Consider the following 19,657-nt stretch of genomic DNA (forward strand, 5'->3'; position numbering starts at 1 on the left):
GACGATCAACGATGGGCTGGACATGATCGGGGACTTCCTGGTTCTCGCCCTACATCAAACGGCGGACTTGCTCTGAGCTACTGGCCTCACCCAACCCTGACACGTAGGGCATGAGCGACACGAATGAGGGTCGCCTGTTCGGCCGAAAGCGCCGCAAGAACGCGGAAACACCCAGGACAAAGCACTACAACGTCTACGTCTCTCCCGAAGAGGACGCACAGCTGCGTGCTCGCGCCGTTGTCCGCGGCGTCACCGTGCCACGGTTGCTGTTCGAGTCGGCCATGGATTCTCAAGTCCAGACCTCAACGGACCGCAAGCTGGCCATCATGGAGTTGTTCGCTGTGCGGAAGCTCCTGGCCAACATTGCCAACAACACCAACCAGCTCGCGAAGTTCGCCAACACCGAGAGCCAGTTCCCCGCCGAGGCTGAGTCGATTATCGCTGAGTACCGCGCGATCGTGCCGCGCCTTTCCGCTGCGATAGACACGCTGGCCGACTCATGATGCCCAACATCACCCGTGGCGGGCAGATGGGTGGCCTCATGGTCTACCTGGCCGGCGCCGGCAAGTCGAACGAGCACGAAGAACAGCACCTGGTCGCTGGAAACTCGGCTGTCGTCACCATGCACGGGTACGGAGTGCTCGACCGCGATGCTGCCCTGGCCATCGCGAAAGACTTGGACGAGCCGCGCGTGAAACTCGGAGTCGAGGTCACGCGCCAAGCACGCATGACAGACCCGGAAACCGGCGAGTCGATCACCACGCGAGTCGCGGCCGACGTCTGGCATTGCTCGCTGTCTCTTCGAGCCGAAGAGGGTCAGCGGTCGGATGAGAGATGGGGTGCCATCGCTCAAGACTTCGTGGACCGAATGGGCTTCACCGAAGCCAGCGGGAAGGCCGATTGCCGGTGGGTTGCCGTGCGCCACGGGCTCTCGACGAACGGTAACGACCACGTGCATATTGCGGTGTCGCTGGTCCGCGAGGATGGCACCAAGGCGCCGACGCATAATGACTTCAAGCGCGCGCAGGGCATCTGCCGTTACCTGGAACGCGACTACGGCCTCGAGCAGTTGGAGTCGCGAGAGCGCGGCATCGGTGAACGCGGGATCAAGCCCGCCGAGCAGGCTCGGGCACAGCGCACCGGTACTGAGGTTGAGGCCCACAAGCTGGAACGCATTGTGCGCGCCGCGTCAGTTGCCTCGCTCGACGAAGGCGAGTTTGTGCGGCGCGTGCGTCGCGGGGGAGCCCTTGTGCGACCGCGCTTTGTCGCGGGCCGCGACGACGTTGTCGCGGGCTACTCCGTGGCGCTTCGACCGGAGGCCGGGGCGCAGCCGGTTTGGTATGGTGGTGGTCGACTCGCGCGCGACCTCACTCTTCCGCGGATACGGGAAGGCTGGCCGGACAGCCCACAGAGCGAGCAGGGAGCTGTGGACGAATGGAGGGCCACGAGCAAGAACCCGTGGCAGTACCGGCCGGTAGCTCCGAACCGGGAAGAGACGACACCGGACCCGAAACTGTGGAAGCAGTACACCGACGAAATCAAGCAGCTCCGCGTGCAGATGCGAGAGATTCCCTTCGAGGACCGCGCCGGCTGGGCACACCTGGCCCGCGACACCGCCGGGGCATTCGCCGCATGGTCACAACGGGTCGAGGCTACTCCCGGACCGTTGGCCCAGACCGCCCGCGACTTGTCCCGCACGGCGCAGATCCGCGCGCACGAATCGAAGCCGAAGCCTGCCGGCCGGGTGTCGGTCGCCGGAGCCACGATGATGTTGCTGCAGGCATCGCAGAAGGGTCAAGGCACGATGGCCGAGGCGATCATGCTGCGCCAGCTCGCGTCGACAGTCAAAGCGGTTATGGACATGCACACGGCCATCGGTGAGGCTCAGCGTGCATCGCAGCTCGACCGCACCTTGCGCGAACAGTACTCGCAGGTACGCGACCGTCTGCCAGCCATCGTGCGCACCGAAACCGGACAGGTCGGCAGCGCTATGCCGACGCCGGCCCAAGACCTTGACCCGGAGCTAGCAAAGATCGTCCAGGCTGCACAGCGCGGCCAGGTCGTCCCCGGAACAGGCTCGCCCGTGCCGACGCGCATCGAGTCCCACAAGCCACAGACCACCGTCACGCCGAACGAGCGCGACGGTCACGAGAGATAACGAGGGGCATCACAATGGCCGAAGAATCAGACGGCATCGGCGACGAGTTCGATGGGCAAATGCGGGTCGCCCTGACCGTGGCCACGCAGATGGCCGAGCGTTTTGCCAGGCTCCGCGAGGAGCTGGCCAGGAACGCCCAGGCGCGCACCGAGCAGCAGACCAAGGAGCTGCAGGTTCGGTTCGATGCGGAGCGGAACGCAGCACGAGCCAGCTTGGCTCCCGTGCAGCAGAAAGAGTGGTGGAACACTGCGGGGGTCGACGACATTGCCACGGCTTACGAGACGGCCGACGCATGGCGCACCGTGGATCCCGACATTGCACGCACGTCCGATCGCATGCGCGAGGAACTGCGCGGCCGGTACGGCATCGACGTGAACAACCTGGACGCCGACCCCACCGCAGTGCGAGAGGCGCTAGCCCGTGCTCAGCAAGACCGCAGCGCTGCCGCGGAGAGCCGAGGCGAGAGCGGCAAGGACTACGCCGAAGCGGCATCGCTGCTTACGGTAGCCGACCAGCTGGACCGCAAGGCCGAAGAACGCGACCGCGACCAGGAGCGAGCCAAGAACACCAACGACGAGCCCGCGGAGGGGCTGTCGCGGGAGGAACTGACCGGCAAGGCAGACGTCACTCGCGACGACGCCGCGAACGCGTACGACAGCGCGGGGCGCCGCGAGTCGTTCGCGGCCGACATGGAAAAGTCGAGCGTCGACCCCCAGTTGCAGAAGGTTCGCCTCGTTGCCGATCGAGAGAACGGCACTCACGCCAGCGCAGCCGTGGCAACAAAGCCAGGCAAGCAGCCGAAGGCTCGCAACCGTTCCCAGGGTCCTGGCTTGCAGCGGGAACGCGGCGGGCTCAGTCGCTAACGGTGCCCCGAATCGACAGATCAGTTTTGGTTCCGGCCCGGATTCAAAAGGGCACCTAAGTCGCCCGTCAATGTGGGGTACACCCCCACTAGGCGTCAGGTGCAGGCTTTTCGTACCGTCCGGATAGGGTCTGATCCGCATTGATTGACAGCCCTCATCGCCAGGTCCCAAAGTTCAACCTGACGAGCAGGGCGCGCCCGGGGACCGTGGCGAACGTCTCCAGCGCACTCGAGAGTGCGTGTCATAACTTCAGGTCCGAATGGCTCCAGCACGAATGTCGGCGATCACAGCGTTGAGGGCAAGTTGGGTCTCAAGTGCGTCCTTCTTGTAATCCGGCATCTCCGGGTCACAGAACGCCGCGCGAAGTTTGGCATCGTCGCCTACCGATCGTTCCCACTGCGTGGGTAGACGCTCACCTCCGAGTATCCCCACAAGTGTTAGAGCCTCGGCGCCCATTCTTGATACTTCGGCAGGATCGGTCGAACCGCCGCGGTTCCGGTTCTCTGATAGACGTCTCAAGGCCTCCAACTCAAACATTAGGTGAGATTGACGGAATGCTTCTCGGCGGTCGATCGCGGCGATCTCACGAGAGTTCCTGCGGTCCTTCGCTGAGATGTACAGTGCCACGAGCGCGGCACCCACCGCGGCGAGAACGGCGAGGGTCTGAATTAGATCACTGAAGGCAATTGAAGACATCGCGACTATCGGTTCAGGTCTACAGCTAGAGAGGGCACCAGGGCCGCCAGCTCGAGGGCCAGATGCGGGTCGTAGGAACGAAAAGGAAGGTTGTACGTGTCAGCCCCGTAGACGAGCGAGACGGCGACTCTCTTCGGCCATTCGGCCCCGGCGTAGCCGACAGCGTTAGTCACCGCGCCAACGGACATTCCCTGAAGTTCACTGCGACCGATGACACGAGTGTCCGCCTCCGGGGAGTCCTTATCGAAGTCCAACTCGATCAAGACGAGGACGCCATCCGTGAATGTCAGGATGACCGCACGCTTTTCGTCGGTGGTGGCGATGTTGTGGTCCAAGTAGCGGATGGGCGCATCACCAACGATCAGGGCGATCTTTGATGACGCTTGGTCGAACCAACTCGGATTTCCGTCGATGACGTCAATCGCACTTTCGGACACTCGGTAAATCCGATTACAGACATCGCTCGCGTTTTGATAGCTCATCTTGGCCCCCAAGTCCCGGATGCCCAAAGTGAGAACGCCTGTCTTCGTAACCATAGCGAGGGCCTCCGACACCAGCTGCCGGCGCGACTGGACGCACGCATCGGACAGAATGAAGGGCATGACCACGCACAGCGAGCTTGCCCTCCCTGAGGGATACGCCGAACTTTTACGGGGTCTGAAGGTGCGCGTTCGGAATGCGCAGGTGCGGGCTCAGCGGGTGGTCAACACCCAGCTCCTCGAACTGTATTGGGGTATTGGGAGCGAGATACTCGCCCAGCAGGAAAGCCAAGCGTGGGGGAGTGGTGTCGTGGGCAGATTGGCTTCTGATCTCAGAGCCGAATTCCCTCAGATGACAGGGCTCTCTCGCAGCAATCTCTTCTATATGAGGGCGTTCGCGGTGGCGTGGCCAGGAGAGGGCGTAATTGTCCAACAGGCTGTTGGACAATTGCCGTGGGGCCACATCACGGTTTTGCTGGACAAGCTCGATGATGCCCGCACGCGTACCTGGTATGCCCAAGCCGCCGTTGAACACGGGTGGTCACGGAACGTGTTGATGAACCAGATTATGAACCGTACCCACGAGCGGATCGGGTCGGGCCCGAGCAATTTCACTAGGCAACTTCCCGCTGTTGAGTCGGAGCTCGCGCAGCAGATCGCGAAAGACCCCTACGTGTTCGACTTCCTCGAGTTGACCGACCTGGCCGCCGAGCGGGACCTGGAACAGTCCCTGATGGACCGCATCGTGGAAACCCTCCGGGAACTCGGCGCTGGCTTCGTATTCGTTGGCCGCCAGGTGCACTTCGACGTTGGCGGGGATGACTTCTACCTGGACCTGTTGTTCTTCCACGTCGTCCAGCTCCGCTACGTCGTCGTCGAGCTGAAGACGGGGAAGTTCCAGCCCGAGTACGCGGGCAAGCTCGGTTTCTATATCGCCGTTGTCGACGACAAACTCCGCCTCCCTGCGCATAATCCAACGGTTGGGATCCTCATCTGCGGCAGTCGCAACGATCACACCGTCCGTTACTCCTTGGGTCAGGCCGATGCGCCGATGGCCGTGTCGACGTATACCTATGACACCCTGCCGGCGGCCGAGCGCAACGCGCTGCCCGACGAGGAGAAACTCACTGCTGCTCTCGACTGGGCTGAGGAGCCCTCGGCGGAATAGACAAGCTCGTCCTCGAAGGATGAGCGTGTCGCCAAGCAGTGCGTACGAGATTCATCGCTCCGCGAGATCCCGCGGTTCGTGAAGGGGTCTGTGAACGGGGCCGTGAGATGCCTTATATCAGCCGGGATACAAGACGACATCGGGGCTTACGCGATGCCCTATTGAGCGGCGGCACGTAACCTTCGGCAAATCCGAACTTCCCCGCTCAGAGCAAGTTCTTCGTTCTACGCCACCACTCGGCGTGGAGCATACTTCTGACGACGAATCCGCCATTCGAGATGGTCGGCAGATTCAGCGTCGAGCTCACCTGCATCGACTTTAGGTGAGATGGGACGCTCACAACATGCGGTGCATCATCCGTTCTGCGGTTCGCAGGCCGAACCGCTTCGACATCACCCTCGACCCAGCGATCATCGTCGCTCTGATCCTCTGATCGGACTCTTAGGAGTGATCTACGCGACCAGGTAGCCCATAGGGAGCTCTTGCGCCACGTTGGCGCACGAAGCCCCCACCTCGCAGCAGCGACGTGCGCGCAAACGGTCGTTTCTGAGCTGCAGCACACTCGTCGAGAACCATTATGTGATCGCTATTTAGCGGCGTCGCTGGTCGAGGCGGCGTCACCCGATTGATCTATCAGTAGATCGAAGGCGCGCACCCTAAAGTGACCGCGACCCTACAGGACCATCACTCTAAGGAGGTCGATCCTCTGACTGGTGATTGCCACAACGTCGGAGACGAGGGAGGGGAAGTGGGCAGTCTGCAGGGCAAGACTGATGAGTCCGATCATGCCAGCAACAATGAACCGCGCTTCCATTTCGACGTGCGTCTCCCTGCGGATGAGTCCACCTCGACGCGCCTCGTCAAGGTAGTCGGTAACGCGGGTGAGCCAGCCGTAGAACCGATCCGGTGAGCCTTGGTGGCGTAAGTCGGGTTCATTCCGGAGGTTGAGCGCTACACGGGCGAGGCCGTTATGAACAACGTTTGAGGCGACGTGGTCAACTCCGTCCACGATCGCATCCAGAGGATTCACCGCGTGACGCTCGACACCCATGAAAACACCACCGGGATAAGCCTGGTTCAGCACGGCGGCCGCGAGCAGGGCCTTGGTCGGGAAGTAGTAAGTGACGAGCGATTTTGAAATGCCCGCATGCTCAGCGATCTGACCGATACTCGAGCCGGAAAATCCGCCTTCATCGAAGTCACATATCGCAGCTTGGAGAATCTGCAACGCCGTTTCTGAGTATGGTCCCCTCGAATAGAAACCTTTTTGTCTTGCTGTCATCGTCGTGCTCACAGCGACCCCCCAGTCCTCGAATTAACCACTCACAACCTGATTTTTTGTTCGGGGTAACTGCAGCGTAACCGCTGGACGGGCGTACAGGCAAGAGTTTCGTTCAGCTGTTCCCTGAACGACCGTCCAAGAAATAGCTTCGCTCCTTAAGGGAAGGTCAGCGCCAAATCGGCGCTGCGATCCCTCTGATCCGGAGATGAAGTCCATGAATTCAATGAAGAAAATGCTAAGCATCGCGAGTGCCGCTTTCGTTCTACTGGCAGGATTGGGGATCGCTGGTCCGGCAAGCGCCCAAACGGCATCTTCAACCACAAGTGACTTCGTCGCGGTGGCTCCGAGTTACACGCTGGATGCACCTACGGTCGGTACCGCGGAGGAAGCCCTCACCACCAACGCCGTCGCTGTTACCTACGAGTACAACTGCGTCAACACCACCGGTGCCAGCTATTTCATGGCCGCTGGCCAGAATCTGACTGACTGCCACGGTAGCCGCCTGCAGAAGTACCTGAACGGCTCCCTCCTGAAGACGTACACGCTCTCTTACGGCGGCGGCGCGGCGAGCTCCGACCCCACCAATGGCCTCGGGTGCGCCATCGCAATCGGTGGTGGCCTTGCCATCCTCGTCCTCAACCCGCCCACGAGCGTCGCATCTTGGGTCCTCAATGGGGTGGTTTTCGGGAATAGCTTGATTTCGTGCAGGGCCTGACGTTGAAGTGAGCCGAGGGGCGCTCCAACTGCGGACGGTTACAAAGCGCGAACCGCCCGGCTTCGGTTGAAGTGCCCCCTGGCGATCCAACCACCGACGAAAACTACGACGTTCAAGCCAGCCAAAGTCCAAGCCAACCACACCACGTCATTGGGGCGCACTACGGTCATTACCAGCACCCCGGACACAGCGATCATCGCGACGACAACTATGAAAAACGTCCAGCCGCTGCGCCCCGACCGCGGTATGAACGAGGAAACCCCGAATCGACGGGCGAGACCTTCTGCAACCGCGATCACCACTAACAGCCCCGTGAAGGCTAGGCCGTTGAACCCGGCTGGCAAGACCGACGCCGCGATGACCGTTCCAGCGAAGGCGGCCCCCATGACTAGGTAGTACCACAGGTCGTTCTGCGGCTGGTCACTGCGACCGGTATTCCTAGAATTACTCACTACGCTCATGTCGCCATCAAAGGACTATTTGATTCAGATGTCAATTACATATATCCCTTGGTAGTGCACACCTGTTCGCCTGACCGGCCAGCTTGCGAAGCCGAACGGTGCGGATCCAGTAGCGTGGCGGGCAATAAGTGCCCGCATCAGCAGGAATGGGCACGAGGTGGCTGACCCGGAAGTTCTTCTCGTGGCCATCCTCGGTGCGGGTCCGGTCACCCATGATGCCCGCATCGTTCGCGGACAGCGAGCTTCGGGTCAGCGGCCAGGAGTTCCTCGGCGACTGTCCCATGGACGATCGTTTGCGTACGTCAGGCGATACGTCTTTTGTCTGATCTGCGCACTTCCGTCAGGCCGCGTCGTCGGTGAAAAGTTGCTTGGCGACGCCCATCGCGACCATTCCTTTGGGCCAGCCGGACCTGATGAACGCCGCCCAAATGGTCGGTACAAAGCTGGTGGAAACCATCCAAAGATGGCGGCCTAGTCAGAATCGATCATTTATGGGCACGTCGAGGGCTGCGCCAAAGAGCGATCACAGAACGCCGCCATTTAGCGATGTGACTGTTAGCGCTTCGTGGCGGCATTCTGTGATCGCTAGGTGGCGTTATCGAGCCCCTGGCGCTTCCTAATCCGGCAGGAGCCCCAGAGCGCGCGCCCGCCGATAGAAGGTCGCTCGGGACATTCCGAGGTTCCGTGCGACTTCGGCGGCTGGCTCACCGCTGTCTATGAGGCTGCGAGCGTTGCGTATTTGACTGTCGGTGATGATCCGCGGGCGACCGCCCAAATTTCTACCGGCGTTGCGGCGTTTCGCGATCGAGTCGAGCACGCGCTCTCGCTTGATTTCATGTTCCATCTGACCGAGTGCGGCCATGATCGTGAACAGCATGGAACCCATGGGCGTTGCCGTGTCGACGTCGCCGCCGCCCAGGTTCAGCACGCGGAGGCCGGCGCCGCGGCCCCGGAGTTCTTCGGCGAAGGCAAGCATGTTCTGTGTCGATCGCCCCAGCCGGTCCAGAGTCGTGATGACGAGAGTATCTCCCGCCTCGAGGGCGTCGAGTGCACGGTCGAAGTTCGGCCGTGAGGCGCGAGCGCCGGAAACGCCATTGTCGACGTAGAGGTCATCACGCCGGACACCAGCGGCCAAAAGGTCCACTGCTTGCCGGTCGGTAGATTGCTGGCGCGTTGATACGCGCGCGTAGCCGATCAGTTTCGTCACGATGCTCCTGGCTGTCTTATAACTAACGATTAGTGTCGCAATTCAAGCAGGAGGTTACGCGACGTAGTTAAGAGACTCGCCGAGCCCCATAATTCCGCCAGTGTTGTGTCGTTTTCAGTACTCGTCTGCACGGTTTTCCATACTCGTCTGCACAGACCTGCACGGGTGACTGAAGCGGCGCTGAGGAAGCGTTCTAGTTTTCCGGCACGCCCAGGCTGGGAGCGGGAAGGTGCTGTGCGATGGCGCCCCAGGATTGTCCGACGGGGCGGGTCTGCACTCGGCTGACGAGGCTGATGAGCGGCGTCGCGCTGTTGGCATCGGCGTGGTCGGCGGCGGTCTGTGCCCAAATGCGGTGCGCCGCAGCCACGTCGTCCTGGCCGACGGAGTGAGTGAAATCGTCGACGAAGGCGGTCAGTAGTGCGGTTGTCGGCTCGCGTTCTGGTGCGCTGTGGATGCCTTGAGACTTCTGAGCGGTGACCAATCGGGCCACGGTGTAGCCCAAGAGGAAGTGGTTGCGTTCCCAGCGCTCTCCGGACAGGACAGCCATGGCTTCGATCTCAAAGAGCCACTCGGATATCGGTGCCTTCTGCGTTATGAGGAGAGTTGCCTTGGTGAGCAGGAAGTCCTCGATCAAGGGGACATCGTTCCGCTCGAGCGGATGCACGAAAGTAGAGGCAGGCCCGGCCGGGGAGGGGGCCGTCGGATGCGCGGTCATTATTGCTCCCGCAGGAGGGTCAGGAATTCGTCGGCCATAGCGAGCTGCTGCTGCAGCTTGGCTCGGCGCGTGTCTGCCTCCGTGATGAAGGCGTCCAGTTCGCGTCGCACGTCCGGGTCGGTCTGCTCCCGGCCGCCGCTGGCGGCCAGGGTATCGATGATACGCAGCAGGTCGGTCATCTCCTCGAGCGGGAACCCGAGGGGCTTCATTCGCCTGATCAGCATCAGCCGACCGATGTCGCGCTCGGTGTAGAGGCGGAACCCTCCATCGGTGCGCCCGGAGGGCTTGAGGAGTCCGACCTCGTCGTAGTGGCGGATCGTGCGCAGGGACAGGCCGGTTTTCTCGGCGAGCTCTCCGATGTGCATCGTGACTGCGGGTGCTTCTGCGTCCATGCCGGTACCTCTTTCAATTTAACTCTAACGTTAGGGTAGTGTTGCAGTTCTGGCCGACAGTTTCCTGCACGCCAACACCACCCCGCCCCCATTGTCGAACACGACAGTGCTGGGCTCGCGCATCGAGGCGCCCACATACATTGCCCATCGGCCCTCTTCTGTGAGGGCCCGTCCCCGGAGTCATCTATGGCTATTGCCGAAAAATCCGCCTTGCCCAAAGTCAATCGTTACAAAGCCGAACCGTCGGTGCTGACCGCGCTGAGAACACCGCGCATCCTCACCCGTGAGGTGCTCGCCGGCCTCGTCGTGGCTATGGCGCTGATCCCCGAGGCCATCGCGTTCTCGATCATCGCCGGCGTCGACCCGCGGGTGGGCCTGTTCTCCTCGTTCGTGATGGCCGTCACTATCGCGTTCGTCGGTGGACGCCCAGCGATGATCACCGCCGCGACCGGCGCCATCGCCTTGGTTATCGCCCCGGTCGCCCGCGACTACGGCATGGAGTACTTCATCGCCACGGTCATCCTCGCGGGAGCGTTCCAGATCCTCCTCAGCGTGATCGGCGTCGCCAAGCTCATGCGGTTCATCCCCCGCAGTGTGATGGTCGGGTTCGTGAACGCCCTGGCGATCTTGATCTTTACGTCCCAGCTGCCGCAGCTGCTGGATGTGCCGTTCCTGGTCTACCCGCTCGTCGCCGGCGGCTTGCTCATCATGATCTTCATGCCGCGCATTACCAAGATCATTCCCGCTCCGCTCGTGGCCATCGTCGTCGTCACCGTCGTCACCGTCCTCATGGCCATCAACGTGCCCACGATCGGCGACCAGGGCGAACTGCCGAAGTCTCTGCCCGAGCTGTTCTTCCCGAGCGTTCCGCTGACCTGGGAGACGTTCGTGATCATCGCGCCGTTCGCCCTTGGGATGGCGATGGTTGGCATTCTGGAATCCCTCATGGCAGCCAAGATTGTCGACGAGGTCACCGACACCCACTCCAACAAGACCCGCGAGGCCTGGGGCCAGGGCGTCGCGAACATCATGAGCGGCTTCTTCGGCGGTATGGGCGGCTGCGCCATGATCGGCCAGACCATGATCAATGTGAAAGCCTCCGGAGCTCGCACCCGGATCTCCACGTTCCTAGCCGGCATCTTCCTGCTCGTGCTCGTCCTCGGCCTCGGCGACGTCCTCGCCATCGTCCCGATGGCGGCACTGGTATCGGTCATGATCATCGTTGCCGTGCTCACCTTCGACTGGCACAGCATCCGCCCGTCGACGTTAAAGCGGATGCCCAAGAGCGAAACCACGGTTATGGTCGCCACCGTCATCGTCATCGTCATTACCCACAACCTCGCCATCGGCGTCGTCGTCGGCGTGATCATCGCGATGGTCGCCTTCGCCCGCCGCGTCGCCCACCTCGCCAAGGTCGAACGCACCCTGAGCAGCAACGAGGGCGAAGCCGCGACGGCGTACTACACCGTCACGGGCGCGCTGTTCTTTGCTTCCAGCAACGACATGATGACCCAGTTCGAATACGCTGACGACCCGGAACGAATCGTCATCGAGATGTCCGGCTCCCACATCTGGGATGCCTCGACCGTTGCCACGCTCGATGCGATTAAGTACAAGTACGAACGCCACGGCAAGCACGTCGTCATCGAAGGCCTCAACGAAGCCAGCACACTTCTGCACACCCGTCTGGCCGGAAATCTCGACGGCGGCCACTAAGGCGGAACCGGACGGCAACGGTCAGGCCTCTGGCCTGACCAGTTGCCGTCCGGTTCCGGAGTGGTTGCCGTCAGGCGGCGCCTATCGCTTCGTGAGCACCTTCGTGCCGTCGGGTCGCAGCTCCCCTGAGGGGGACACGTGACGATATAGCGTCTGCCGCGTAATGCCCAGTTCGGCGCAGAGGTCGCCGACCTTGGTCTCCTTCTGTCCCATCGCGGCCATTGCTGTGCGCACCTTAGCCGCAGTCATTTTGTACGGACGTCCGCCCTTGCGTCCACGAGCTCGCGCCGCGGCGAGTCCCGCGACGGTGCGCTCAGAGATCAGCGCTCGCTCGAACTCAGCCAGGGCAGCGAAAATCCCGAAGACGAGCTTCCCGGACGCGGTCGTGGTGTCGATCGCTGCACCCTCCCCTGTGAGCACTTTGAGTCCGATGCCGCGGTCGGTGAGGTCATGCACGGTATTGACCAGGTGGCGTAGATCGCGGCCGAGCCGATCAAGCTTCCAGACCAGAAGAGTGTCACCGTCCCGGAGCGCTTTCAGGCACGCCGCCAACTGGGGGCGGTCATCTTTCCTTCCGGACGCGTGGTCCTCATAAAGGTGGTCTGCGTCCACGCCGGCCAGCAGAAGCGCATCGCGCTGAAGGTCGGTGCTTTGCGATCCATCTGCTTTGGACACGCGCATATATCCGACGAGCATGGCGGTAACCCCTGTCACTTATACGGTCGAATACGTGACAACGTGCAGTCGTCTTGATTGCCGTCAAAAATTGTCACTTAACCCGTCATTCAGTCTAAGTCCTGTAAACCCGCCTCGGTTTGTGTTGTGTGATGAAAATCGAGGGGGATGCCGAGTTCGAGGAATAGGCTCACCGCGTAGTGGATCTGTTCGGCGTCGTCTTGCTTGTAGGTTGCCAGGTTGAAGAGGGTGCGTGCATCGGCGGGATTGAGGCGTGCTGCTTCGACGGCCTCCTGGAGGGCATCCATCAGAGTGGGTAGGGCACCGTTCGGGGTGGATGGTGGCCGGGTAGCGGTCGTGGGCTGGGGAGCTAATGCGCGCCGCTGGGCATCGCGACGCATCCGTTTGGTGGTCCTCGAGGCGGTGTCGGTGATCTGTCTCATCTGTTCGATCATCCGAAACAAGGCGGCCTCATCTACTTGCGTGACACCGCGTTCGTGCAGCCGTGCAACGGCGCGCTTGTGCTCCCAGAGACTCACCGCGGGGTTGGCCATCGTTTGATACGGCACCTCTATACAGGCGTGTCCTTCTGGTTCCAACACCCAGATCCGGCTGATGTCTCTGGGGTCGCGTCGGATGAGGAACGGGTCGAGGGTGCTGCGCCGGCTGATCCACGGTTTCAGCGAGTTGGAAAAATAGCGGACGTGGTCGATGACGAATCCCGTTCGAGTCAATGTCCGCCGCATGACGGGGAGGAAATCGACAAGGAACGCCCTCGCGTTCGACACCACCGCCGGTGTTCCCGTCTTCTCCACGCCCTCAGCCCACCGGCCTGCTGGTGTTTGGCCCAGCGTGCTGTGAATGCTGCCGTGATAGGTCGCTACGGCGAGGGTCAACCATTTCTCCAACTCGTGCAGCGTCAGCATCGCCATCCGGTCTGAGTCGTACCGGCCACGTTCGGCAGGGTTGGAGAACGTGGTGCCAGGAAGCTCATGAACTTGCTGCATCGCCGTGCCGATCACCCGCTCTACGATCCCGCCGTAATGCGGCCGGCCCGGCGGGCGGTAAGCCAACTCGATTCCGTGCTGCTCACACCCGCGGCGTAACGCTTCGCTCGTGAACTCGCTGGCGTTGTCCAGATACAGCTGCCGTGGCTTCCCGCTCATCGGCCACTGCACGTCAACTCCCAAGCTCTCCAGCCCAGGCCGCTTATCGGTGGCCGCATGAACGAGGCACAGACCCACCGACACGGCCGACGGAGCCTCCAAAGTGACGACCATACCGACCAACGATCGACTGAAAACGTTGATCGCCGCGGTCAAGTAGGGCCGCCCGATCGGGCGTCGTTCCCGCTCGTCGACGACGATGACATCAACAACGGTGTGATCGATCTGCACCTGCTCCAAAACTCTGCCGATCACCGGGACATCGCCGCCCGCAGACTGCAGGGACCGGACCGCTTGAGGGCCTCCGCGGCGCCGGCCCACCTCCACCGGACTCAACGCCCGGATCCGCTGCTCGACCGTATTCCGGGCCGGGACAGGAAGCTGACGCAGCCGGCACGCGCCGACGACATCGAGGTACACCGCCGCCAAGCTTCGCTTCTGCCGAGTCAAGAACTGCTTCCGCACCATCTCGCGGACGAGGTCTTCCACCTCGCTGGACAAGCGCGCGGTTCCTTTCCCGCCCGACGAGCGCCCCGGAACCAGATCCGTCAGCAACCCCGTCCCGTCCCGATGGCGCTTGATCAGCACGTACACCTGGCGTCGCGAAATCCCCAGCGACAGCGCAGCCGCGTCGACCGCGACCCTGCCCACAGTTGTCTGTGCCGCCATCGGCGCGATCACCGCAGAAATCTTCTTCGTGCGATCCCACAGCGCATCCGGCATCGTCACCGTGCCGAACGCTTCAATACGGCCAGGTCTCGCGTCCACTCCGCTACCTCCCTGTCGTGCAGAGGAGTACTAAGCAGAAACGACTTTAGTGCAGAGGAGTACTGAAATACCAGTGCTCAACACTCGTCTGCACAACCCCGGAAACATGCGGCATCTCGTGCAGACGTGAACGGAAAACGACAGGTGAGACACATTTATGGGACATCGAACGGCCCACCCCCTTGTGGGTGGGGACCATTGAGGGGGTGGGGGATCGAGTGTCTTGGAAAGCTTTAGATTTTCGAGGCAACCCGCGCGCGGGATGCGCCCCCACTGTTTGCGAGTTCGCGGCCGCCGGTGAAGCGCGTCGAGCCTCGGCCTGCCGTGGGAGATCGCCCCGGACAGTCCTCGCCGCTCAGCCGTCAGAGAGGGGACCTGTTGTGTCGAGGCTGGCGACGAGGGGGCTCAGTATTGTGGCCAGGGTTGCGGCGTCACCCGCTGAAATCCTGTCGAGGACCAGGTAGTGCGCCGCGGCCGCTTGGATCTGGGCCGCCCGAAGAAGAACCCGCCGCCCTGACGCGGTGAGGGATATCAGTGATGCTCGGCCGTCGGTTGTGGAGACACTGCGAGTGACGAGTCCACGACCTTCGAGCCGTGCGACGACCTTCGACAAGCGAGGCACGGGCGCATAGGTCCGTTCTGCCATCTCGCTGATCCGAAGCGCGCGATCTGGTGCATCGGAGAGGGACATCAGGGCGCCGTACTCAAACAGCGTCAGTCCCACCTCGCGGAGCCGGGCGTCCATGGCTGGCGTGAAGAGCTGCGAGAACACAGTCAGCGCCACCCAGAGGTCGGACTGCGACTCGTCGAGCCCGTGCATTCGCTGTGCCATGTAGCCACCCTACACGAACAACTTGCACCAGCAAGTAAACCGACATATGGTTGTCCCTGCAACTAGATAAAAGGGTGCGCATGAGCGCGACACGACAACATGACAACCGGGCCAACAATGCGTAAGTCGACGAAGCCCTCGCCGAAGCGGACACGATCCTGCTCACCCTTCCGACCCAGCTCGGCGTGAACTACGCCGCGCACCTGCTGACCACCCTGATTGACCACGTTGCACCTGCCGCCGGCTGGCGCTGAACAACCCGACAAAAGGACCTCCCTATGACACGCACGACTCACCTGACCGCGGACGACGCGCCCATCCTCTCCGTGAAACCCGTCACCCTCGCATCTCCTGCACGAGGCACCAATCTCATCCTCCGTCTCTCCGCCCCGAGCACCGGGACCGGCCTTCCCGTGATTCTGTTCTCCCACGGCTACGGCGAGTCGCTTTCCGGCTACGGCCCACTGACCGATTTCTGGGCTTCCCAAGGCTTCGTCGTCATCCAGCCCACCTACCTCGACTCCCGAAGCCTCGGTCTAGCCGACGACGACCCCCGCCGGCCCGGCATCTGGCGTCAGCGCGTTGCCGATGCAACGACGATCCTGGACCACCTCGATGACGTCCTCGCGGCGATCCCCGGACTTCCCGAACGCGTCGACACGGGAAGGATCGCAGCCGCCGGACACTCCTTCGGCGGTCAGACCACCGGCATCCTGCTCGGCCTGCGCGTCATCGACCCCCAGACCGGCGCCGTCGATGATCTCCGCGACCCTCGCGTGAAAGCGGGAGTACTCATGGCAACCGCGGGTCGCGGCGCCGACCTCTCGCCGTTCGCCGCCGAGCACTTCCCGTTCATGAACCCCGTCTTCGAGCACATGGAAACACCGGCGCTCGTGGTGCTCGGTGACCAGGACGATTCACCGCTGACTACGCGCGGCCCCGAGTGGTCGGCCGACCCCTACACCGACAGCCCCGGCGAGAAGCACCTTCTCACGCTGGGCGGTGGTGAGCACTCCCTCGGCGGCATCCCAGGCTACGACGTCAAAGAGACCACCGACGAGGACCCCGAGCGCGTCATCCTGCTCCGCACGGTCGCCACCGCGTTCCTCCGCCACGCGCTGGGCATCGACAACACCGCTTGGGCCGACTTCACCGACACCCTCGGTGGCGGAGGAACCGCGGCCGCCCGCCTGGAGTCGAAAAAGTGACGCGCGTCATCGGCCTCGAAGAGCACATGGCCACTCCCGATGTCTTCACCGCCTGGCGGAAGCACGATCCGAACCTCGACGAACCCGTCATGCGCTGGACCGTCAGCGGTAATGTTGCGTCTCCTCTGCTGAACCTTGGACCGGATCGGCTCCGGGACATGGACATTGCCGGCGTCGACCAGGCGGTCCTGTCGCTGACCTCGCCCGGGCTGCAGAACCTCCCCCGTGCTGAGGCCGTCGCCTTGCAGGGCCCCACGAACGACATTATCGCCGACGCCGTGTCCCGGCACCCGGATCGCTTTCGCGGATTCGCAACGCTCGCCACCCTGGATCCGGCGTCCGCCGCTAAGGAAGTCGACCGAGCCGTCTCGAAGCTGGGTCTCGACGGGATCCTGCTGCACACCCTTTCCGGAGAAGAGTTTCATGACTTGCCGAAGTACTGGGACATCTTCGCCGCTGCCGAACAGCACCGGGTGCCGATCTACCTGCACCCGAGCCTGCCGCCTGAAAAGGCGGTCGACGCCTACTACGACGGCTTCGGGCTCCTCGGCACGGGAGCGCCCGGCTGGCACTACCAGACCGGCATCGCCGTCCTGCGCATGATCACCGCCGGCGTTTTCGACCGGTTTCCCGACCTCCAAGTAGTCATCGGGCACTGGGGCGAGATGGTCCTGTTCTACCTCGACCGCATCCAGTTGCTCACCGGCGCAGCCCGCCTGCCAAGGCCCCTCGTGGAGTACTTCCAGAACAATGTCCACATCACGCCCGGCGGGATCGACTCCCACCGGTATCTGGCCTGGGCGATCGAGGTCATTGGAGCGGACCGGATCATGCACGCCACCGACTACCCGTTCAACGGTGCGACGGACTTCGCCGCCCGCGACTTCCTTGACACAGCGGACATTAGCGACGCCGACCGGCAGAGGATCGCGTCGGGCAATTGGGAACGCCTCGCCCAGGGCATCCGACGCTGAACCTGCGCGCCCGGCCAACCTGCCCGCAGAGGGAAGCTGACCGTAGCTGTGGCACGCGCCATTCAGTGGCAACGAAATACCGCCACCGAGCGTCAATAGTCACACCTTCCGGGCGTGTTGCCGAGTTGGGGGGAGTGGCCGGTAGACGATCCCTACCGGACGACCGTGGCGGGCGAGAGATGTGGTGCTCGACAGCGTCGAATGCGCCTAAGCGGATGCTGGATGGGCCGCAGAGGTGACGCCGCAAATCGGATGTGAGCAGTAGGCTCACTCGCTAAGGGGGCTGGACATGAGGTTGCTAGGCCGAATCGATCCAAGTGACGGCCGATGATGCATGCCCTCAACGAGCCCAGTCATGTGATCGACTTCGTCGCGTCGTTGTTGACCCTGGATTGGCCAGTTTCAGAAGAAGAGGCCGTTGCTTTTTTGAAGAGACTCGACTGTGACGTGCTGGTTTCGCACCAGGCTAAAGAGCGCGTGGTGCGAGTGGGTCGTTGGCGCTACCCCGCACTGAATCTGTGGGGGACGTGGACATCCGACCCTGTATGCGGAACGCGTTTGCGCTTCTTTATGACGCATCCCACGCCAACCGAGCCCACTCTTATGCTTCGTTACCATTCACTCATCGACGAGATCTCCCACCGGTTCGGTGCGCCCGAGGTCATTGACCGCAACCCGATTAGCCCACACGCCCAGTGGTGCCGTGACAATCTGACGCTCAGCGTAGACGCGTACACCCGCCTGCCGCGCCCTCCGCGCATTCAGCTAACGATCCAGCCGGCCAGAATCTTTATCTCGTCGCGAGCAGTCTCTACTCCTCCAGAATTCACCCTGGGGGCATGACAAAAGGCTAGGGTCGCCTCACACCACAGCGTTGGCAGAGACGGGACTTCGGACTTCGTTTAGGTTTCTAACATTCTTCGTTAGAGCGAGACTCCATGATGAACGACGCCTTCTGCGATGTCGTGTAGTCGTGCACTGGTGGAGCGGGCGTAGGTGCGGAGCAACGAGAAGGCTGCATCAATGGGCACCCCATGTTTTTGTGCCAGGAAGCCCTTCGCTTGCTCAATCAACACTCTGCTCTCCAGCGCTTGCTGCAACTGATCGTTGACCATCTCGTGATTTTTGATGGTCTGGTGCTGGACGAGGCTGATTGTTGCCACTTGAGCCAAAGCTAAGGCCAGGGCCGCGTCCTGATCGCTGAACGGCCCGCGACGGGTAGAGAAGAGCCCCATGGCTCCGAAAGTTTGACCGCGCAGGCGCAGCGGGGAAGCATGCACGGCATGAAATCCGCGCGACTGGGCAAGCGCAACAAACCGTGGCCACCGCTCAACCTCTTCCGAAAGATCAGCGACCTCTATGGGTTCCCCGGAAGCGAAAGCGTCCAAACACGGGCCCTGATCAAAACCCAGCTGGGCCTCTTCAACATCGCTCGTGCGCTCATTTGAAGACGCGACAATGTGGAGCACACCATCACTATCGGCCAGAAGAATTCCGGCATCTGTGGCCGATGTAAAGCGTGTGCCCGACTGGACGAGAATGTCCATGGTGTCGACGACGTCGTAACCGCCCCGCAACGAGTCGGCGAGGAGCACAAAAACGTCTGCAATATCAACATCGCGCTGCGAGGAGGCCATGTACTAGAGAATAGAACTTAACCACACCCGCATTCACACCCCGGCCCACGCAGGAGCGGCCGCCCTGGAGTCTCCCTCTAGCGAGGTGAAGGGCTAGCGGAAGGGCACGGGGACATGGGCTGCTTTTGCCCAGTCGAACCGGATGCGCTGACCGCCCGTCTCGTCCAAAACATACGCCTCGAGCGTCATAACTCGATGATCGGCGATTGCTTGATCGTTTCCGACGATATCGAAGCGATACTTATCGGCGTGCTCAGTTACTAGGACCGCTCCTATGCCCGGAAAAATGACGAACATTTGATCCGTGAACAACAAAGTGTGTTCATAGTGCCGGCGAAGATTCTGACCAAGCACCGGGAAGCTACGGAGCGACTCAAGCGGTCGCACAATGGCGGTCATTGCGATCATGATCTCATTTTCACCCACCAAGGTAAGCACTGGGTTAACCATCGTTGAGAGTCTGCTGGGAATCATTACGGAGGACATCAGCTGACCACTGATTTTGCAGCAGCCGACTGTTAGGCATGAATGCACAATGGCGCGGG

At 62.0% G+C, this 19,657-nt stretch carries 21 protein-coding genes; 9 read left to right on the top strand and 12 right to left on the bottom strand.

The genetic code is table 11. The annotated features are described in order from the left end of the window. The first annotated feature begins 110 nt into the window (after positions 1–110). The 3 genes from E3T61_RS09800 to E3T61_RS09810 are packed head-to-tail and all read left to right on the top strand — an operon-like array spanning position 111 to position 3,021. The gene (locus tag E3T61_RS09800) at positions 111–503 is read left to right on the top strand and encodes a plasmid mobilization protein (RefSeq protein ID WP_134640685.1); all 393 of its coding nucleotides are present in this window, start codon (positions 111–113) and stop codon (positions 501–503) included. Beyond that, the gene (locus E3T61_RS09805) at positions 500–2,158 is read left to right on the top strand and encodes a relaxase/mobilization nuclease domain-containing protein (protein ID WP_134640686.1); all 1,659 of its coding nucleotides are present in this window, start codon (positions 500–502) and stop codon (positions 2,156–2,158) included. Before E3T61_RS09800 ends, E3T61_RS09805 begins: the two co-directional genes overlap by 4 nt. 14 nt (positions 2,159–2,172) lie before the next feature. After that, positions 2,173–3,021 (top strand): hypothetical protein, encoded by an 849-nt coding sequence (locus tag E3T61_RS09810; RefSeq protein ID WP_134640687.1) that lies wholly within the window; start codon positions 2,173–2,175, stop codon positions 3,019–3,021. Between the two features lie 249 nt (positions 3,022–3,270). On the opposite strand, the gene E3T61_RS09815 is transcribed toward E3T61_RS09810, so the two are convergent. Both E3T61_RS09815 and E3T61_RS09820 read right to left on the bottom strand, forming a co-directional pair. After that, positions 3,271–3,717, bottom strand: a complete 447-nt coding sequence (locus tag E3T61_RS09815; protein WP_134640688.1) for a hypothetical protein — start codon at positions 3,715–3,717, stop codon at positions 3,271–3,273. Between the two features lie 5 nt (positions 3,718–3,722). Beyond that, complete coding sequence (locus E3T61_RS09820; protein WP_166793199.1) at positions 3,723–4,319, bottom strand: hypothetical protein; 597 nt, start codon at positions 4,317–4,319, stop codon at positions 3,723–3,725. Here E3T61_RS09820 and E3T61_RS09825 point away from each other — a divergent pair. After that, positions 4,318–5,364, top strand: coding sequence for a PDDEXK nuclease domain-containing protein (locus E3T61_RS09825; protein ID WP_134640690.1), 1,047 nt, complete (start codon positions 4,318–4,320; stop codon positions 5,362–5,364). The genes E3T61_RS09820 and E3T61_RS09825 overlap by 2 nt on opposite strands. 673 nt (positions 5,365–6,037) lie before the next feature. Here the strand turns inward: E3T61_RS09825 and E3T61_RS09830 are convergent. Beyond that, complete coding sequence (locus tag E3T61_RS09830; protein WP_134640691.1) at positions 6,038–6,658, bottom strand: TetR/AcrR family transcriptional regulator; 621 nt, start codon at positions 6,656–6,658, stop codon at positions 6,038–6,040. A gap of 193 nt (positions 6,659–6,851) precedes the next feature. Between E3T61_RS09830 and E3T61_RS09835 the strand changes: the two genes are divergently transcribed. After that, on the top strand, positions 6,852–7,361 hold the full coding sequence (locus tag E3T61_RS09835) for a hypothetical protein (protein WP_166793200.1): 510 nt from the start codon (positions 6,852–6,854) through the stop codon (positions 7,359–7,361). A 38-nt stretch (positions 7,362–7,399) separates the two neighbouring features. On the opposite strand, the gene E3T61_RS09840 is transcribed toward E3T61_RS09835, so the two are convergent. The 4 genes from E3T61_RS09840 to E3T61_RS09855 form a co-directional block, all read right to left on the bottom strand. Then, positions 7,400–7,822 carry a hypothetical protein gene (locus tag E3T61_RS09840; RefSeq protein ID WP_134640693.1) on the bottom strand — a complete coding sequence of 141 codons (423 nt, stop codon included), beginning with the start codon at positions 7,820–7,822 and terminating at the stop codon, positions 7,400–7,402. A 616-nt stretch (positions 7,823–8,438) separates the two neighbouring features. Beyond that, the gene (locus tag E3T61_RS09845) at positions 8,439–9,029 is read right to left on the bottom strand and encodes a recombinase family protein (RefSeq protein WP_134640694.1); all 591 of its coding nucleotides are present in this window, start codon (positions 9,027–9,029) and stop codon (positions 8,439–8,441) included. 193 nt (positions 9,030–9,222) lie between these two features. After that, the gene (locus tag E3T61_RS09850) at positions 9,223–9,663 is read right to left on the bottom strand and encodes a hypothetical protein (protein WP_134640695.1); all 441 of its coding nucleotides are present in this window, start codon (positions 9,661–9,663) and stop codon (positions 9,223–9,225) included. An 80-nt stretch (positions 9,664–9,743) separates the two neighbouring features. After that, the gene (locus E3T61_RS09855) at positions 9,744–10,136 is read right to left on the bottom strand and encodes a helix-turn-helix domain-containing protein (RefSeq protein ID WP_134640696.1); all 393 of its coding nucleotides are present in this window, start codon (positions 10,134–10,136) and stop codon (positions 9,744–9,746) included. 186 nt (positions 10,137–10,322) lie between these two features. Here E3T61_RS09855 and E3T61_RS09860 point away from each other — a divergent pair, with 186 nt between their 5' ends. Further along, positions 10,323–11,852, top strand: coding sequence for a SulP family inorganic anion transporter (locus E3T61_RS09860; protein ID WP_134640697.1), 1,530 nt, complete (start codon positions 10,323–10,325; stop codon positions 11,850–11,852). Positions 11,853–11,933: 81 nt separating this feature from the next. Here E3T61_RS09860 and E3T61_RS09865 read toward each other — a convergent pair whose 3' ends face one another. The 3 genes from E3T61_RS09865 to E3T61_RS09875 form a co-directional block, all read right to left on the bottom strand. Next, a complete protein-coding gene (locus E3T61_RS09865) occupies positions 11,934–12,548 on the bottom strand; it encodes a recombinase family protein (protein WP_134640698.1) in 615 nt (204 codons plus the stop codon). An 89-nt stretch (positions 12,549–12,637) separates the two neighbouring features. Further along, positions 12,638–14,461 carry a Mu transposase C-terminal domain-containing protein gene (locus tag E3T61_RS09870; RefSeq protein ID WP_134640699.1) on the bottom strand — a complete coding sequence of 608 codons (1,824 nt, stop codon included), beginning with the start codon at positions 14,459–14,461 and terminating at the stop codon, positions 12,638–12,640. A gap of 355 nt (positions 14,462–14,816) precedes the next feature. Further along, entirely contained in the window at positions 14,817–15,293 is a 477-nt protein-coding gene (locus tag E3T61_RS09875; protein WP_134640700.1) for a MarR family winged helix-turn-helix transcriptional regulator, read from the bottom strand. Between the two features lie 278 nt (positions 15,294–15,571). On the opposite strand from E3T61_RS09875, the gene E3T61_RS09880 reads away from it, so the two are divergent. From E3T61_RS09880 to E3T61_RS09890, 3 genes are all read left to right on the top strand, one after another. Beyond that, positions 15,572–16,501, top strand: coding sequence for an alpha/beta hydrolase family protein (locus tag E3T61_RS09880; RefSeq protein ID WP_134640701.1), 930 nt, complete (start codon positions 15,572–15,574; stop codon positions 16,499–16,501). After that, positions 16,498–17,475 carry an amidohydrolase family protein gene (locus E3T61_RS09885; protein WP_198418666.1) on the top strand — a complete coding sequence of 326 codons (978 nt, stop codon included), beginning with the start codon at positions 16,498–16,500 and terminating at the stop codon, positions 17,473–17,475. The genes E3T61_RS09880 and E3T61_RS09885 overlap by 4 nt, the downstream gene beginning before the upstream one ends. 327 nt (positions 17,476–17,802) lie before the next feature. Then, a complete protein-coding gene (locus tag E3T61_RS09890) occupies positions 17,803–18,318 on the top strand; it encodes a hypothetical protein (RefSeq protein WP_134640702.1) in 516 nt (171 codons plus the stop codon). Between the two features lie 80 nt (positions 18,319–18,398). Here E3T61_RS09890 and E3T61_RS09895 read toward each other — a convergent pair whose 3' ends face one another. Together E3T61_RS09895 and E3T61_RS09900 are read right to left on the bottom strand one after the other, a co-directional pair. Continuing rightward, complete coding sequence (locus E3T61_RS09895) at positions 18,399–19,112, bottom strand: GAF and ANTAR domain-containing protein (RefSeq protein ID WP_134640703.1); 714 nt, start codon at positions 19,110–19,112, stop codon at positions 18,399–18,401. 93 nt (positions 19,113–19,205) lie between these two features. Further along, a complete protein-coding gene (locus tag E3T61_RS09900) occupies positions 19,206–19,562 on the bottom strand; it encodes a hypothetical protein (RefSeq protein WP_134640704.1) in 357 nt (118 codons plus the stop codon). Between the last annotated feature and the right edge of the window lie 95 nt (positions 19,563–19,657).

This window comes from Cryobacterium lactosi, from assembly GCF_004403945.1.
Classification (GTDB): domain Bacteria; phylum Actinomycetota; class Actinomycetes; order Actinomycetales; family Microbacteriaceae; genus Cryobacterium; species Cryobacterium lactosi.

Bases quoted from the DNA above. Each gene is read 5' to 3' on its own strand.
- E3T61_RS09800 (WP_134640685.1), top strand. From the start codon at position 111: ATGAGCGACACGAATGAGGGTCGCCTGTTCGGCCGAAAGCGCCGCAAG.
- E3T61_RS09805 (WP_134640686.1), top strand. From the start codon at position 500: ATGATGCCCAACATCACCCGTGGCGGGCAGATGGGTGGCCTCATGGTC.
- E3T61_RS09810 (WP_134640687.1), top strand. From the start codon at position 2,173: ATGGCCGAAGAATCAGACGGCATCGGCGACGAGTTCGATGGGCAAATG.
- E3T61_RS09815 (WP_134640688.1), bottom strand. From the start codon at position 3,717: ATGTCTTCAATTGCCTTCAGTGATCTAATTCAGACCCTCGCCGTTCTC.
- E3T61_RS09825 (WP_134640690.1), top strand. From the start codon at position 4,318: ATGACCACGCACAGCGAGCTTGCCCTCCCTGAGGGATACGCCGAACTT.
- E3T61_RS09820 (WP_166793199.1), bottom strand. From the start codon at position 4,319: ATGCCCTTCATTCTGTCCGATGCGTGCGTCCAGTCGCGCCGGCAGCTG.
- E3T61_RS09835 (WP_166793200.1), top strand. From the start codon at position 6,852: ATGAAGTCCATGAATTCAATGAAGAAAATGCTAAGCATCGCGAGTGCC.
- E3T61_RS09840 (WP_134640693.1), bottom strand. From the start codon at position 7,822: ATGAGCGTAGTGAGTAATTCTAGGAATACCGGTCGCAGTGACCAGCCG.
- E3T61_RS09855 (WP_134640696.1), bottom strand. From the start codon at position 10,136: ATGGACGCAGAAGCACCCGCAGTCACGATGCACATCGGAGAGCTCGCC.
- E3T61_RS09860 (WP_134640697.1), top strand. From the start codon at position 10,323: ATGGCTATTGCCGAAAAATCCGCCTTGCCCAAAGTCAATCGTTACAAA.
- E3T61_RS09865 (WP_134640698.1), bottom strand. From the start codon at position 12,548: ATGCTCGTCGGATATATGCGCGTGTCCAAAGCAGATGGATCGCAAAGC.
- E3T61_RS09875 (WP_134640700.1), bottom strand. From the start codon at position 15,293: ATGGCACAGCGAATGCACGGGCTCGACGAGTCGCAGTCCGACCTCTGG.
- E3T61_RS09880 (WP_134640701.1), top strand. From the start codon at position 15,572: ATGACACGCACGACTCACCTGACCGCGGACGACGCGCCCATCCTCTCC.
- E3T61_RS09890 (WP_134640702.1), top strand. From the start codon at position 17,803: ATGATGCATGCCCTCAACGAGCCCAGTCATGTGATCGACTTCGTCGCG.
- E3T61_RS09895 (WP_134640703.1), bottom strand. From the start codon at position 19,112: ATGGCCTCCTCGCAGCGCGATGTTGATATTGCAGACGTTTTTGTGCTC.
- E3T61_RS09900 (WP_134640704.1), bottom strand. From the start codon at position 19,562: ATGGTTAACCCAGTGCTTACCTTGGTGGGTGAAAATGAGATCATGATC.